Genomic DNA, 15,431 nt, shown 5'->3' with positions numbered 1-15,431 from the left:
ACTCAACGAACCGCGCAACACCGGCGCAGGCAGCCCAGGCAGCGAATGTCATTGTATCCAGGACGCAAAACGGCTAAGGGCGCAGACTTGCAGCGGTGGCCGTGTTTTCCACCGCGCGCGGTTTCGCCGCCGATCGCGGAACCTTCGCATCCCTAAACGAATTGAAATCCCGATGCCTTTTGACTCTGTTCCCGCCGTTCTGTCGGACGCGCTTGATGCGCATGGTTACGACACGCTCACCCCTGTCCAACAGGCAGTCCTGTCTGAAGACGCACATGGCCGCGACCTGATCGTTTCTGCCCAGACCGGGTCCGGCAAGACCGTGGCCTTTGGCCTGGCCATGGCCAGCGATCTGATCGGTGATGACAACCGTGTTGCCCCCAGCCACACGCCGCAGACGCTGATCGTCGCACCGACGCGCGAACTGGCGTTGCAGGTCAGCCGCGAATTCATCTGGCTCTATGGCCCCGCTGGCGCGCGCATCGCGACCTGCGTCGGCGGCATGGACGCCTCGAAGGAACGCCGCGCGCTGTCGCAGGGCGCACAGATCGTCGTCGGCACCCCCGGTCGCCTGCGTGATCACCTGGAACGCGGCGCGCTCGACCTGTCCGGCCTCAAGGTCGCCGTGCTCGACGAAGCCGACGAGATGCTCGACATGGGCTTTCGCGAAGACCTTGAAGAAATCCTCGACGCAACCCCCGATGGTCGCCGCACGATGCTGTTCTCAGCCACGATGCCCCAGCCCATCGTGGCGCTGGCCAAGCGCTATCAGCGCGATGCGCACCGCATCTCGACCGTCGGTGCCGACCGCGGTCATGGCGATATCGAATATCTGGCGGTGACGGTTGCCCCTGCGGATATCGAGAACTCGGTGGTCAACCTGCTGCGTCTGCACGAAGCGGAAACCGCGATGCTGTTCTGCGCCACGCGCGACAATGTCCGTCACCTCCACGCCAGCCTGATCGAGCGCGGCTTCTCTGCTGTTGCCCTGTCGGGTGAGCACAGCCAGAACGAGCGCAACGCGGCGCTGCAGGCGCTGCGCGATCGCCGTGCCCGGGTATGCGTCGCCACCGACGTGGCTGCGCGCGGCATCGATCTGCCCAGCCTCTCGCTGGTCATTCACGTCGAGCTGCCGCGCGACATGGACACCCTCAAGCACCGTTCGGGCCGTACCGGCCGGGCGGGCAAGAAGGGTACCGCGCTGATGATCGTGCCGTATCCGCGTCGTCGTCGACTCGAATCGATGCTGCGCGGCGCCAATATCAACGCACAGTGGATCAACGCACCTTCGGCTGAAGACATCCGCCGCGCCGATCACGACCGTCTGCTCGACAAGCTGCGCGCACCGGTCGAAGCGGACGACGCCGACCGCACGCTGGCCGAAACGCTGCTGGGCGAGCGCTCGGCAGAAGACATCGCGATCATGCTGGTGCAGGCACACCGTGCGCAGATGCCTTTGCCCGAGGAACTGCTCGACGCTGCTGCATCGCCGCCGCCGCGCGACATGGGGCCGCGCCCCGGTTTTGAAGACACTGTCTGGTTCGCGTTGAACATCGGTCGCCGCCAGAATGCCGATCCGCGCTGGCTGCTGCCGTTGCTCTGCCGTCGTGGACACATTACCCGTAGCGAAATCGGCGCGATCCGCCTGGGCGACGAAGCGACCCATTTTGAAATCCCGCGCGCCGTCGCCGATCGCTTCGCAGAAGCTGTCGAGCGCACCGCCGGCGGCGAGGATGGCGACGAAGGCAGCGTCTCGATCACCCGCGCCGAAGGACCGCCGCAGGGCCACAGCCGCTCCGGCCCGCCGCGTCGCTCCGACGCCCGTGATGGCAGCGGATCGGGCAAGAAGGGCAAGACGAACTCCGGCCCGCTCAAGCCGCGCTATGAAGCCAAGGCATTCGGCGAAAAGAAGCCATTCGGTGACAAGAAGCCCTTTGGCGATCGCAAGCCTTCTGGCGACCGCAAGCCGTATGGCGAACCGCGCGCCTTTGGCGACAAGAAGCCGTTCGGCGACAACAGGTCATTTGGCGATAAAAAGCCCTATGGCGACAAGAAGACCAATGCCGACCGTGCCTCGTTCGCTGACAAGCCCGCGCGCGGCCCCCGCAGCGATGGTCCGCGCTCTGATGGTCCCCGCACTGGTGGCCCCGGCGGCAAGCCCTACGCGCCGCGCGGCGACAGCCGTCCGCGCCCTGAAGGCGGAAAGCCCGGCTTTTCTGGTCGCCCAGGTGCCAAGCCCTTCACCAAACGCCCCAAGGGCTGAGCCTGCACGCTAACAATCGCCCCTGCTCTGCTACGAAAGTCGCAGAACAGGGGCGAGTTTGCGATGTTGTTGCTCTGACCTGCGGCACGCCCCGTAGCGCGGTTCAATCTTGTGGTGTTGGCGCAACCGTCTCACCACCCAGCGCACGGTAGAGCGTGACGCGGTTGCTCGCTTCGATCAGCTGCGTATTCAACAGCGTGCGCTGTGCCGTATAGAGCGAGCGCTGCGCATCGAGGCTGGTGAGGAACGAGTCCAGCCCTCCACGATAGCGCATGTCGGTCAGCCGGTAGCTGTCTTCGGCGGCATCGACAAAGGCACGCGAGGCACGCAGCTGTTCGGTGATTGTGCCGCGCCGCGCCAGCGCGTCGGCAACATCGCGAAACGCAGCCTGGATCGCGCCTTCATAGCCTGCGACCGCCGCATCGCGCTGTGCCTGTGTTTGCGCGACCCCTGCCTGCGCCGCACCGCCGGCGAACAGCGAATAACGCACGGTCTCGCCGACCGAATAGTTGAACGCTGCGCCGGTAAACAGGCTCGACAGCGCATTGCTGGCCAGGCCAGCAAGTCCCGTCAGCGTGATCCGCGGGAACAACGCCGCGCGCGCCGCGCCGATTTCTGCGTTGGCAGCCCTCAGCGCATATTCGGCCTGCATCACGTCGGGCCTGCGCAACAGAATCGTGGAATCGAGCCCCGCTGGCAGTGTCTTTACCGCAGCGCCTGCATCGGCGATCGAACGCGGCAACAGCGCCTCGTCCACCGGTGCGCCGACCAGCAGCTGCAGCGCGTTGGCATCCTGCGCCAGCAATGTGGTCTGCGCGGCGATATCGGCCTCCGCAGTAGCAAGAATCTGCTCGGCCTGGCGAAGATCGGTGCGGGGGGCGATACCGCCATCCAGCCGAAGCCGGGTCAGTTTGACCCGCTCGCGCGCGTTGGCAGCGGTTTCTTCCGCCAAGGCGAGCAACGAGCGGTCGGTGGCATAGGTCAGCCACGCATCCGCCACATCGCCGACCAGGGTCAGGCGCGTCGCCCGCGCCGCCGCCTCGGTACCGAAATAGCGGTTGAGCGCAGCATCGGAGAGCGACTGCAATCGCCCGAACAGGTCGAGTTCGAACGCGGTGGTGCTGACATCCGCGGTATAGCGCACGCCTGCGGTCGAACGGCTCGCCGTGGGCGAATTGCCGATATCGACATCCTGATTGCGGTTCTGGTTGGCGGTGCCGTTGTCGAACTGGGTCCTGTTTGCAACGATGCCGATCTGCGGCAACTGCGCGCCACGCTGGATCCGGAACTGTGCGCGGGCTGCCTCGATATTCGCCGCCGCCACGCGCAGGTTGCGGTTGTTGGCCAGTGCCTGCTCGATCACCTGCGCAAGCCTGGCGTCGACGAAAACCTCGCGGTACGACAGCACCGGCAGCGCCGCCTCGCTCTGCGCCAGATAGGCATCGCCCGCCGGCCATGATGCCGGCACGGGCAGGTCAGGCTGCACATATTTGGGCGCCATCGAACAGCCCGACAGCAGCGCCACGACGATCAACCCTGCCCGCTTCATGCCGCGCCTCCGCCCGAACCCGTGGAATTGGGCTGCGCGTCGCCGATATGCAGTTTCTTGAGCGTGTCACGCGTCGTCCGGCGGACGAGCACGAAAAACAGCGGGATGAAGAAGATCGCCAGCACTGTCGCGGTCAGCATGCCGCCAATCACCGACGTGCCGATGGCGATGCGGCTGTTGGCGCCTGCACCGCTCGACAGGGCCAGCGGCAGCACGCCGAAGATGAACGCCAGGCTGGTCATCAGGATCGGCCGCAGGCGCAGCCGCGCCGCTTCCAGCGCCGCATCAATCACGCGCGCACCACGTTTTTCCGCCTGTTCGGCAAATTCGATCACCAGAATGGCATTCTTCGCCGCCAGCCCCATCGTCGTCAGCAGGCCGATCTGCAGATAGACGTCGTTCTCCAGCCCGCGCAGCGTCACCGCGAACACCGCGCCGACGAGGCCCAGCGGGATGACGAGCATGACCGCGACGGGGATCGTCCAGCTTTCATACAGGGCCGCTAGACACAGGAAGACGACGAGCAGCGACAGCGAATAGAGCAAGGGCGCCTGGCCCGACGACAACCGCTCCTGGAAGGACAACCCGGACCAGGCTACGCCGATACCGGGAATTTCCTTGGCCAGCTCCTCGATCCGGTCCATCGCAGCGCCAGAGCTTTGCCCCGGTGCGGCCTGGCCCTCGAACTGGAAGCTGGGATAGCCCTGGAAGCGCGACAGCGTGGTCGGCGTGGTCGACCAGCGCGTGCGCGCGAAGGCGGAGAATGGCGCCATCTGCCCATCATTCCCGCGCACAAACCAGCGACCGAGATCGTCGGGCGTGGCGCGGTACGGCGCATCGGCCTGCACGAACACGCGCTTGACCCGGCCACGGTCGATGAAATCGTTGACATACTGCCCGCCCCAGGCGGCAGACAAAGTGGTGTTCACATCCGACTGGTTCAGTCCCAGCGACGCAAGCTTGGGCTGGTCGATATCAACCTGCAGTGTCTGCACATCGGGCAATTCGCCGAGACGCACGCCCGCCAGAACAGGGTCGTTTTCCGCCATTTCCAGCAGCCTGTTGCGCGCCTCGTCAAAATCCTCCCGGCTCATGCCGCTGGTGTTCTGAAGCTGCAGGCTGAAGCCGTTGGTCTGGCCCAGGCCACGAATGGCGGCGGGCACCAGCACGTTGACCTGCGCGTCGCGAAACTTCGAAAACGCCTTTGAGGCACGTTGGCTGATCGCGTCGGCCGAATCCTCGGCTGCCGTGCGATCGGACCAGTCGACGAAGTTGACGAAGCCCTGGCCGGTGTTCTGCCCCGCCGCGCCCTGCCCGCCACCGGCCACGCTGAACATCACGGCGATGTTCTTGCGTTCGTCCTCCAGCATGTATTTTTCGATCGCCAGCTGCACTTCACGGGTGCGGCCCTGCGTGGCTCCTGCGGGCAGACGAAACTGCAAACGTGCCGCCCCCTGATCTTCCGTCGGCAAAAAGCCGGTCGGCAGGCGCACGAACAAGGCAACCAGCAGAACCAGGACCAGCGCGTAGATCGCCAGAAACAGCCACTTGCGATCGACCACCTTTTCCACCGCGCCAACGTAGCGATCGGTGCCGCGGGCGAAGCCATGGTTGAACCAGTGCTGCGCCCGCTCCATCCGTGCTGCGGCCCACGGCCAGTTGCGCGTCAGCCAGCTTTTGCGTTCCGTTCCGTCGTGCCGCTTCTGTTTGAGCAGCGACGCGGTCAACGCAGGGCTGAGGATCAGCGCGACCAGTGCCGAAAGCACCATCGCCGAGACGATGGTGATCGAAAACTGGCGGTAGATCACGCCCGTCGATCCGCCGAAGAACGCCATCGGCAGGAACACGGCGGACAGCACGACGGCAATCGCCACCAGCGCCACCTGAATCTCGCCCATCGACTTGATCGTCGCTTCCTTGGGCGTGAGGTCGGGGTCTTCCTCCATCAGCCGCTCGACATTCTCGACGACGACGATCGCGTCATCGACCAGCAGGCCGATTGCCAGCACCAGCCCGAACAGCGTGAGCGTGTTGATCGAGAAATCGAACAGATAGAACACGGCAAACGTGCCCAGCAACACCACCGGAACTGCGATGGTGGGGATGAGCGTCGCGCGCCAGCTCTGCAAAAAGACGAACATCACGATGACAACGAGGATGATCGCCTCGATCAGCGTCTGCACCACCTCCTCGATCGACAACCGGATGAACGCAGTGGTGTCGTTGGCATAGGCGACATTGTAGCCGGCCGGGAAGTTGCCCCTGGCATCGGCCACCGCCTGCTTGACCAGATCGGCCGTCGCCAGCGCATCTGCGCCCGGGGCGAGCGAGATGGCCAGTCCCGCGCCGGGATGGCCATTGATACGGCTGGATGCAGAGTAATTTTCCGCCCCCAGTTCGACCCGCGCGACATCGGCCAGCCGCACCACCGCGCCGCTCCGTTCGGCCTTGAGGATGATCGCCTCGAACTCGTCGACCGTGCGCAGCCGCGATTGCGACGTGACGGTGGCGTTGAGCCGGTTGCTCTCAGGCTGGGGCAGCCCGCCGACTTCGCCGGCTGCAACTTCCGTATTCTGGTTGCGGATGGCGGTGATCACATCGCCTGGCATCAGACCGACCGAGGCCAGCCGATCCGGATCGAGCCAGATGCGCATCGCATATTGCGATCCGAACACATTGGTCTCGCCCACACCCTCGATCCGCGAAAGCGTGTCCTGCAGGTTCGAGACGAGAAAATCGGAAACGTCGATGTTGGTGCTGCGATCGGTCTCGTCATAGACACCGACGATCATCAGGAAGTCCGGGTTGGACTTTGTGACGCGCAGCCCCTGCTGCTGCACCTGCTGCGGCAACCGCGCCAGTGCCTGCTGCACCTGGTTCTGCACCTGGACCTGCGCAATGTCGGGATCGGTGCCCTTCTCAAACGTGGCGCTGATCGTCACCTGGCCGCGCGAGGTCGAGCTGGAGTTGAAATACAGCAGGCCGTCAATGCCGGTCAGCTGCTGTTCGATGATCTGGGTGACGCTGTTTTCCAGCGTTTCGGCTGATGCGCCGGGGAAGGTCGCGCGAATGTTGACCTGCGGCGGAGCGACATCGGGATATTGCTCGACCGGCAGCAGATAGATCGCACCGACGCCAGCCAGCATCGTGATGATCGCCAGCACCCATGCGAAAATCGGTCGCTCGATGAAAATGCGTGACACAGCGGGGCCTCAGCCGCGCTTTGGCTGAGATGGCGGAGCGATCACTTGCGGCGTGCTGGCAGGAACGGGCTTGATCGGCGCACCGGGCTTTACCTTGGCCAGCCCCTGCACGATCACCTTGTCGCCAGCCTTCAGCCCCTTGGTGACGACCCAGTCGGTGCCGACGGCCCGGTCAGCCGTGACCTGCCGCTCGGTGGCCTTGTTGCCGGCATCGACCACGAACACGCTGGCCTGACCGCGTGCATTGCGGCTGACCGCAGCCTGCGGCACGAGGACCGCCATCGTATCGATCGACTGATCGAACCGCGCCCGCACGAACATGCCCGGGAGCAGCAGCCCCTGCGGATTGGCAAACCGGGCGCGCAGTGTGACGGTTCCGGTGGCGGCGTTCACCATCACTTCGGAAAACTGGACGATGCCGCGCGGGCCATATTCACTGCCATCTTCGAGCATCAGCGCCACCTGCGCACTGCCCGGCACTGCCCCGCCCTGCGCCAGCGAGCGGCGCAGCGTGAGCAGTTCCGCGCTCGATTGCTGAATATCGACGAATACCGGATCGACACCCTGGATCACCGCCAGCGGCTCGGCCTGATTGCCGGTGACGAGCGCGCCCACCGTGAACAGCGAACGACCAATGCGCCCGGTAATTGGCGCAGGCACGCGCGTGAACTGCAGGTTGACGTCGGCAGTCTGGACCTGCGCCCTGCCCTGCTGGACGGCAGCAGCCGCCTGGCGCGCTGCGGCGACGGCGTCGGTATATTCCTGCATCGAAACCGCTTGGGCCTCTGCCAGAGGCTTCAGCCGCTCGGCGCGTATACGGGTGGCCTCGGCACTGGCAATCGCGCTGTTGAGGTTCGCGCTCGCCTGTGCGGTCGCAGCGCGATAGAGCCGGGGATCGATTTCGTAGAGGGTCTGACCTGCGCGGACAATCGCGCCTTCGGTAAAGAACCGACGGCGGATGATGCCGGTCACCTGCGGGCGGACCTCCGACATCTCGAACGCCGCGATCCGGCCCGCCAGCTCGACCGCCATCGGCACCGCGCTGGTGCTGGCGACGATATAGCCGACTTCCGGAACCGGCCGCTGACGCCCCTTGTCTTCCTCACCGGAAGAACAGCTGGCAAGCAGCATGAGCGCCAGCCCGGACAGGGCATAACGCCTCAAAAGCGTTCGTGACGGGCGAACGGGTGAAAAAATGGCAGACTCGCAGAGATTCGGGGGACACCGTATACGATGGTTTATCGATACTATGGCTTTAACCCGCAAGAGCGCAAGATTGTTTCATAGCTCGCGCTATTTTTATCCGGCAGCTCGGCACGCGCGCCGTCTTCAGGCGTGCTCGACCTCCTTGATCGGCACGGATGCGTCTGCCAACTGCGCTAGGTCCAGCGGGACATCCTCGATGATCGCCTTGCGCCCCTGGACATAATCCTTGGTCGCATTGACGCAATCGAGTGCGATCACCTTGCCGTGCCGCAGATAGATCACCGAGAAACTGCGGCTGGCCGGATCGCCGCGCACCAGTTCCTGATCGTAATCGAGCGACAGGCCCACGGTCTGCAGGCGAAGGTCATACTGGTTCGACCAGAACCATGGAATGGCCCGATAGGCCTCGGCATTTCCCATGATATGGCTCGCGGCCACCTTGGCCTGGTCGTTGGCATTCTGCACCGATTCCAGGCGGATCACCCGGTCGTTGGCAAAAGCATTGGCATGCGCGGCACAATCACCGATCGCATAGACATCGGGCAGGCTGGTGCGGCAATATTCATCCACATCAACGCCATTGCCACCCGCTGCGCCCGCCTGCATCAGCGGTCCGGTCTGCGCGATGATGCCGATGCCGACAATCACCATATCCGCCGCGATCCGCTCGCCATTGCCGCATTGCACGGCAACGGCATGCCCCGCCTCGTCGGTCTCGATATGATCGACCGTGTAGCCGGTGCGCAGATCGACGCCATGCGCGCGGTGCTCTTCCTCGAAGAATGCAGACAGAGAAGGGCCTGCAACGCGCGACAGCACGCGGTCGAGCGCCTCGATCAGCGTCACCTGCTTGCCCAGCTTGCGCATCACCGCGGCCGCTTCTAGCCCGATATAACCGCCACCGATAATGGCGACACTGGTCGTATCGTCCAGCCGCGCCATGATCCTGTCGACATCGGCGCGGGTGCGGACGGCAAAGACATTGCGCGCATTGCTGCCCTGGCAGTCGAGCATCCGCGGCGATCCGCCAGTAGCCCAGATCAGCTTGCCATAGCCCAATGCCACGCCACCGCTCAATGTCAGCTGGTGCGCGACCGGATCGACCGCAGTCACCCGCTTGCCCAGTTGCAGATCGATGCCGCGTTCGGCCCAGAATGCTTCGGGCCTCAGCAGGATGCGCTCGAAAGGCTTGTCTCCCGCCAGATACTCCTTGGATAGCGGCGGGCGCTCATAAGGCGGAAACGATTCGTCACCCAGCAGCCCGATGGTGCCTTCAAAACCCATCTGGCGCAGGCAGATCGCCGCCTGCGCACCGGCATGGCCTGCGCCAGCGATCACGATGTCATAGGTTTCCTGCACTGCGTCGTCTCCCTTAATCGAGCGCCATTTGCCCCCGCCAGCAATGCGCGTCGTCTGCCGGTTGCCGTCGCGTAAGACAAGCCCGATCCGACAACCGGGTCAACATCTGACCAGCAATGTGCAATTTGGTTTGACCGGAGCCAAAGGGCAAATTATAGGGCGCGACCTGCACCGGGCAACGCCCCGTGTTTGCCTGGATGGCGGAGTAGCTCAGCTGGTTAGAGCGGCGGAATCATAATCCGTAGGTCGGGGGTTCAAGTCCCTCCTCCGCTACCATCCCCGGACATGTCTGTGACAGCCCGGATCGGTTGGCCACCTGGCGGCTAGATCCTGCGGTAAATATCTTGGATCACTCACTTATTATATGGACAGCGCGCGCCGTGGCTCGATACAGTCGTGGCCAGAGCGGCGTCAGGATCAGTTGAGGCGCGGCTGCGTTCGGTTGCAACAATTGGTGGACATGTCCTTGGACCAGCCGACATCCCAAGATCGAAGGCTGGATGGCTGGAAGGCGATTGCGGCCTATTTCCGGCGCGACCGCACCACCGTGATGCGCTGGGCGCGCGAACGCAGCCTGCCGGTCCATCGTCTGCCAGGCGGCAAGCAAGGCTCTGTCTTCGCCCACGAACACGAGCTGCTGGCCTGGGCGAGCCGGCACGCAGACAGCGACCTCGCCGATGGCAGTGCCCCGGCCGTGCAGCCTCTGCCTGTGCCAACACGGCCTGCCCTGCCCGCACAGGACACGACGACAACCGTTGCTCCGGCAAGCCCGGGGCGCGGCAAGCGGCTGTTCGTGGGGCTAGGCGCGGTGGTGGCGGTGGGCGCATTGCTGGCGGCCACGCTGAACTTCAGCACGGTGTTTTCGCCCGCGCAATCGGTCACCGGGCCTGTCGCAGCCTTGCCTGACGATCCGAAAACGGCCGCCGATTATGTGACCGCGCGCGATCTGTGGGCGCGGCGGACCCCGGCTGATCTGCGCCGCGCGATTGCGCTGTACGAAAAGGTCATTGCCGCAGATGCAGATTTTGCACCGGCCTATGTCGGGCTCGCCGAGGCCTGGCTGATCTACCGCGAATATGGCGCCGCCACGGAAAGCCGCGCCTATAGCGCTGCCAAATCCGCCGTCGAACAGGCGCTGGCGCTGGATGGTGAACTGGCAGCGGCTCACCGCGCCAATGGCTTTATCCAATACTGGTGGAGCTACGACGCGCAGCGTTCGGTTGATTCGTTCCAGCGCGCGCTGGAGCTCGACCCCCGCGACGGCCTGACCCATTTCTGGTATGCCAATGTCCTGTCCGACCTCGGCCAAGATGAGTCTGCGCAACACGAATATGATACGGCACAACTGATGCTGCCGGGCACGCCGGCCATCGCAGTCGAGCGCGCCTGTGCGCATTGGCAAGCCGGACGCGACCGGCGGGCGGTGATGGAGCTGAACCAGCTGAAGGCGCAATATCCCGGTGATGCAACGATCCGCAATTGCCTGGCCTGGGCCCATATCTCGCGTGGCGACATCAAGGCGTTCGCGCGCGAGTATCGTGCGCTTGCCAGCCTGCGCAATGTGCCGGCGATGATCAAGGTATCGCAGACGCTCGATGCCGCGATTACTCGCGATCCTGCGAGGGCGCACATGGTCCTGGTTGCCGATGCGCGGCGGGAGTTTGCCGAGGGCGAGCGCAAGACACGGATGACACCCGCCTTCCACGCATCCTGCATGGGCGACCGTGCCACCCTGCTGGCGCTTTTGCAGCAGGCATCGACGCTGGGAGAGCGGTGGTATTCGGCGACGCTGAACCGACGGATCGCGGATAAATGGCGCAACGATGCCGAGGTTCTGCGGCTGCTCAACAAGGTGATGGTCGCTACGCCCGACGTGGACCTGTCCTGACGAACCGCAGGTTCATTCTGCCGCCCTGCTCCCGTATTTTCCGGCGTTTGCGACAATTTGCGACAGGCCTGCTGCGGCATGTCTCGATTACAGTGACCCCGGTCTGATCGCCAGCGTGCGGGGTTAACCGTCGACCCAAAACGGCTGCTGGCCAACCTTCGTGCCCGCGCTCTGGCGGTCAGGCCAACCGCGGCCCGTCGCCGCCGGAGCGACCGATGACACGATCTGGGCTATCGCTGTTGTTGATACTGACCGCGTGCCTGCTCGTCCTCGCCTGGCCACGCCACGACGTGCACGCGCACAGGCTGTCTTATGCATCGCCGGTGCATGCCGCCGACAAAGGCCGCAGGGCCGGCAGGTTGCGGGTGCAGACCGATCTCGCGCGGACGATCGACAGCTGGCAAGGGCGGCGCGACTGCCAATCCTCTGGCCGCGCACGCGCCGCACTCAGGCCCGTGCTGGCACGCTGGCTGGGCGGGCGCGTCACCGATAGGCCTTCGCTGCGGCTGGTGCGCTGGGGCTATCACTCGGGCGATGTGTGGCACGAAGACCGGATCATCGAGGGACAGGCCCGCTGCATCGCCGGTTTCCGCAAGGTCATTGCCTTTGCGGATTTCGACTAAGCCTGCGCCAACAGGCCTTCGCTCATTGCCCAAAGCCGTTCGGCGCTGTCCGGATCGACCGCATGCGGCTCGACAAAACGGTACCGCACCGGTTCTGCCCCCGACACTGCTGCGATATTGCAGTCCTCGCAATACACGCCGCCCTTGCCTTCCAGCAGGGCGCTGGTCGCGGCCCAAAGCGTGGTGGTGCAGCCTTGCGTCGGGCTCTTGAACATCGCCCTCGCGCCGTCCGAAATCTCGCCCTGGTCGTTGAGCCAGCCCAGTGCAATCATCTCTTCGGTCGGCAGATGCCGCTGTAACGGGGTGAAAATGCCGCCGGGGTGCACCGCAAATGCCATGCCGCCAGTATCCGCCAGCCGCGCGTTGAGCCCCAATGCGAATAGCGCATTGGCGGTCTTCGACTGGCCATAGGCTTTCCACTTGTCGTAACTGCCGTCGGTCCAGTTGGGGTCGTCCCAGCGGATGTCGGACAGTTTGTGTCCGGTCGACGACAGCGCCACCACGCGCGGCCTTTCCGTCCGCCGCAACAGCGGCAACAGCCCATCGACCAGCGCGAAATGGCCCATGTGGTTGGTGCCGAACTGCATTTCCCAACCCGGCCCCACCCGCATTTCAGGGCAGGCCATGACACCGGCGTTGTTGATTAGCAGGTCGAGCGCGGTGTGATCCGATGCAAAAGCCAGCGCAAAGCTGCGCACCGATGCCGTATCAGCCAGGTCCATCGGCGCGATGCGAATGTCGCCCGGCATGTCTGCCAGCGCAGCCCTGGCCTTGGCAGTGTCGCGCGCAGGCACTGTGACGGACGCACCTGCGGCTGCGAGCGCGCGCACCGTTTCCAGCCCCAGCCCTGAATAGCCGCCGGTGACGATCGCTGTCTTGCCCGTGAGGTCGATCCCGGCCAGCACCTCAGGCGGCTCGCTGTTGCGATCAAACGGAGAATCGACGGGTTTCTGGTGCTCGGCGATCATCGGCGGCTCTCTCCTTATTATGCGTTTTTCCGGATTGGCACCGGTATGTTGCAGATGTCTGCCCCGCCTGCAGGGATGTTGAAAAAGGCATCGCGCCGGTTGGCGCGCGCGTTGGCATAGGCCAGGAACGACGGGCTGTCGCTCGAGAGATATTCCAGGCGGGGTTGCTCGGCTTGCGGCAGATCAGTGGCCAGCCGCACCGATTGGATCACGGTGCGCTCACCGGGGGCTTCGTAAAAGCCCAGCGGCCCGGTTCCGCGCGGCAGGCTGGAGAGATGCTCGATCCCTTCGACCACCCGGCCGACCAGCGCAATGTTGCGGTCCAGATGGCGCGGGGCATGGCCGATCACCACATACAGCTCGGCTCCGCTGCCCGTATCGGGCGAAAGGTTGCGGCCGACGCCGACCATGCCATAGCAATGCACCGGCCAGTTGGCTTCGCTGTCTGGCGTGCCGCTTCCCGCGACGGGGAAGCCCTGGTAGAAGCTCGTCCAGCGGTCGATGTCATTGGGCGGAATGAATAGCGGGTCCATCGCACGCGGGCGTGGTAGACTGCGCTGATGGGTATATTGCGCTTCGGGCACCGGAACGACGCCGGCAGGCAAGGGCTTGGCCTTTTCCGCATCCTCGCCATCGGGATCGCCCCATTGCACGACATAATTGTCCTGCACCCGCACGACTGCGGTCCCGTCCCACCAGTGCGACGCGGCCAGCTTGCGGATATTCTCCACCCAGCCGGTGCTGAACGGCGCGGGCATGAGCTGGATGACGACCCGGCGGGACTTGCCCTGGCTATCGGGGGCGAGCTGCATCACCAACAGATCGGCAGCTGCAATCTTGACCCAGTGTTCCGCAGGCGCAGCGGCGATGATATCACCCGGCCCTGGTGCAGCAGGCGGCGGATCGTTCGCGGCAAGCAAGCAGAGCGGAACGAGTGCGGCCATGGTTCGCAGCGCGGCGGAGCGGAATCGGATTTGCCTCATGGTCGGGACGCTATCACGCCACACAGGCTTGCGAAACTGCGGAAGACGGCATGCCGCATGGCCGCTTGATCGAAGCCAGCCGCCCCTCCCCGGCACCAGATGAAGAACTCGCCGCAAAGCGCGCTTGCACGATGCTCCACTAGGCATTAGGGGGGCGCTTCCCAGGACATGCGGAGCGGTGGCCGAGTGGTCGAAGGCGCTCGCCTGGAAAGTGAGTATACGTCAAAAGCGTATCGAGGGTTCGAATCCCTCCCGCTCCGCCATTTTTCCCTTAATCGCCTGATGCTACCCTTTTGACACAGGGTCTAGTATCGCGGCGAGTGATGGACCTGATCGACTTCACACACTTCCCCAGATAGCAGGCATGGCATGAGCAGATGGCACCTCGCGGCGCAGGTTGATGATATCAGGCCGCTGTTGCGGGACCGGCTTGCTGCTTCGGGTCGCTGCGCCGTTGCGACGCTGGTCGAAACATCCGGCCCTGCCCCGCGCGAAATCGGTGCGCAGATGCTGATTACGCACGACGAGCATTGGGGCTATCTGTCCGGCGGATGCATCGAGGCCGATGTTGCGCGGCATGGCCGCGAGGTGATGGCAACCGGCACACCCCGGCTGCTGCGCTATGGCGAGGGCAGCCCGTGGATCGATATCCAGCTGGCCTGTGGCACCGGCATTTCGGTGCTGGTCGAGCCGGTTGGCAGTCACGATCCGGCGGTTGCCACCCTGCTGGAAGGCTATGCGGCGCGCGCGCCTGTCGTCTGGACCAGCGACGGGACCATCCGCTGCGCGAGGCCGCCAGAAAACGCTCTGCCGCTGTGGGACGGCACGCATTATGCCCGGCTGTTCGAACCCGTTCTGCGGCTGGTGCTGATCGGCGAGGATGCCACCGTGCTGGCCAGCGCCGCGATGGCGCAGCAGCTGGGGCTGGAGGTCATCCTGATCACCCCCAACGGCCCCGAGACCGCGCCCTTCCCCGACATCGGCTATTACCGCACGGCGGCGGCCGACGCGCTTGATGCGGTCGGGCTCGATCGGTGGACGGCGGTCGCAGTGCTCTCGCACGACCGCGAGGATGACGAGGCCGCGCTGGCCCGCGCGCTTCTGTCCGATGCGTTCTATGTCGGCGCCATCGGGGCGCGGGCGCGACTTGAGGGGCGTATTGCGCTGTTGCGGATGCACGGCGTGGATGATGGCCGGATCGCGCAGTTGCACGCCCCAATCGGGCTTCAGGGCTTCGGCAAGGCTCCGCGCGATATCGCGCTGTCGCTGGTGGCTGAGGTGGTGCGCGATTTCCAGGCACGCTCGGCTGCGGCAAGGTCGTCCGGCGCGTCGATGTCGAGCAGCGCGCCACGGTCGGCGGTATCGAGATAGGCGACCGGTTTTTGCCGA

Annotated in this window: 9 protein-coding genes, 2 tRNA genes and 1 pseudogene; 6 read left to right on the top strand and 6 right to left on the bottom strand. The window is 64.7% G+C overall.

All coding sequences use genetic code 11. The features are described 5' to 3' along the window. Window positions 1-172 precede the first annotated feature (172 nt). Window positions 173-1,750: pseudogene (locus D618_RS17685) on the top strand (DEAD/DEAH box helicase); the annotation flags it as partial. 616 nt (window positions 1,751-2,366) lie between these two features. On the opposite strand, the gene D618_RS0104850 reads toward D618_RS17685, so the two are convergent. The 4 genes from D618_RS0104850 to D618_RS0104835 all read right to left on the bottom strand — a co-directional run bounded on the left by D618_RS0104850 (window position 2,367) and on the right by D618_RS0104835 (window position 9,580). Next, complete coding sequence (locus D618_RS0104850) at window positions 2,367-3,812, bottom strand: efflux transporter outer membrane subunit (RefSeq protein ID WP_017670368.1); 1,446 nt, start codon at window positions 3,810-3,812, stop codon at window positions 2,367-2,369. Beyond that, window positions 3,809-7,015, bottom strand: coding sequence for a multidrug efflux RND transporter permease subunit (locus D618_RS0104845; RefSeq protein WP_017670367.1), 3,207 nt, complete (start codon window positions 7,013-7,015; stop codon window positions 3,809-3,811). Before D618_RS0104845 ends, D618_RS0104850 begins: the two co-directional genes overlap by 4 nt. Window positions 7,016-7,024: 9 nt before the next feature. Beyond that, window positions 7,025-8,146 carry an efflux RND transporter periplasmic adaptor subunit gene (locus tag D618_RS0104840; RefSeq protein WP_017670366.1) on the bottom strand — a complete coding sequence of 374 codons (1,122 nt, stop codon included), beginning with the start codon at window positions 8,144-8,146 and terminating at the stop codon, window positions 7,025-7,027. Between the two features lie 198 nt (window positions 8,147-8,344). After that, window positions 8,345-9,580, bottom strand: a complete 1,236-nt coding sequence (locus tag D618_RS0104835) for an FAD-dependent oxidoreductase (protein ID WP_017670365.1) — start codon at window positions 9,578-9,580, stop codon at window positions 8,345-8,347. Window positions 9,581-9,779: 199 nt separating this feature from the next. Between D618_RS0104835 and D618_RS0104830 the strand changes: the two genes are divergently transcribed. The 3 genes from D618_RS0104830 (at window position 9,780) to D618_RS0104820 (ending at window position 12,091) form a co-directional block, all read left to right on the top strand. After that, window positions 9,780-9,856 (top strand) — tRNA-Met (locus D618_RS0104830). Window positions 9,857-10,040: 184 nt separating this feature from the next. Next, on the top strand, window positions 10,041-11,468 hold the full coding sequence (locus D618_RS0104825) for a tetratricopeptide repeat protein (protein ID WP_152414533.1): 1,428 nt from the start codon (window positions 10,041-10,043) through the stop codon (window positions 11,466-11,468). Between the two features lie 215 nt (window positions 11,469-11,683). After that, the gene (locus tag D618_RS0104820) at window positions 11,684-12,091 is read left to right on the top strand and encodes a hypothetical protein (protein ID WP_152414532.1); all 408 of its coding nucleotides are present in this window, start codon (window positions 11,684-11,686) and stop codon (window positions 12,089-12,091) included. Here D618_RS0104820 and D618_RS0104815 read toward each other — a convergent pair. Beyond that, entirely contained in the window at window positions 12,088-13,059 is a 972-nt protein-coding gene (locus tag D618_RS0104815; protein WP_017670362.1) for an oxidoreductase, read from the bottom strand. The genes D618_RS0104820 and D618_RS0104815 overlap by 4 nt on opposite strands. 17 nt (window positions 13,060-13,076) lie before the next feature. Then, window positions 13,077-14,003: a peptidylprolyl isomerase gene (locus D618_RS0104810; RefSeq protein WP_017670361.1), complete on the bottom strand. Its 927-nt coding sequence runs from the start codon at window positions 14,001-14,003 to the stop codon at window positions 13,077-13,079. A 211-nt stretch (window positions 14,004-14,214) separates the two neighbouring features. Here D618_RS0104810 and D618_RS0104805 point away from each other — a divergent pair. Beyond that, window positions 14,215-14,305, top strand: a tRNA-Ser gene (locus D618_RS0104805). Window positions 14,306-14,411: 106 nt separating this feature from the next. Then, window positions 14,412-15,413 carry an XdhC family protein gene (locus tag D618_RS0104800; RefSeq protein WP_017670360.1) on the top strand — a complete coding sequence of 334 codons (1,002 nt, stop codon included), beginning with the start codon at window positions 14,412-14,414 and terminating at the stop codon, window positions 15,411-15,413. Window positions 15,414-15,431: the final 18 nt, after the last annotated feature.

Origin of the sequence: Blastomonas sp. AAP53 (assembly GCF_000331245.1) — a bacterium.
GTDB lineage: Bacteria > Pseudomonadota > Alphaproteobacteria > Sphingomonadales > Sphingomonadaceae > Blastomonas.
This window is presented reverse-complemented; position numbering and strand designations above follow the sequence as displayed.

What these genes read in the sequence shown, in the direction of transcription:
- D618_RS0104850 (WP_017670368.1), bottom strand. Translation starts at nt 3,812, where the DNA reads ATGAAGCGGGCAGGGTTGATCGTCGTGGCGCTGCTGTCGGGCTGTTCG.
- D618_RS0104840 (WP_017670366.1), bottom strand. Translation starts at nt 8,146, where the DNA reads ATGCTGCTTGCCAGCTGTTCTTCCGGTGAGGAAGACAAGGGGCGTCAG.
- D618_RS0104825 (WP_152414533.1), top strand. Translation starts at nt 10,041, where the DNA reads ATGTCCTTGGACCAGCCGACATCCCAAGATCGAAGGCTGGATGGCTGG.
- D618_RS0104820 (WP_152414532.1), top strand. Translation starts at nt 11,684, where the DNA reads ATGACACGATCTGGGCTATCGCTGTTGTTGATACTGACCGCGTGCCTG.
- D618_RS0104815 (WP_017670362.1), bottom strand. Translation starts at nt 13,059, where the DNA reads ATGATCGCCGAGCACCAGAAACCCGTCGATTCTCCGTTTGATCGCAAC.
- D618_RS0104810 (WP_017670361.1), bottom strand. Translation starts at nt 14,003, where the DNA reads ATGGCCGCACTCGTTCCGCTCTGCTTGCTTGCCGCGAACGATCCGCCG.
- D618_RS0104800 (WP_017670360.1), top strand. Translation starts at nt 14,412, where the DNA reads ATGAGCAGATGGCACCTCGCGGCGCAGGTTGATGATATCAGGCCGCTG.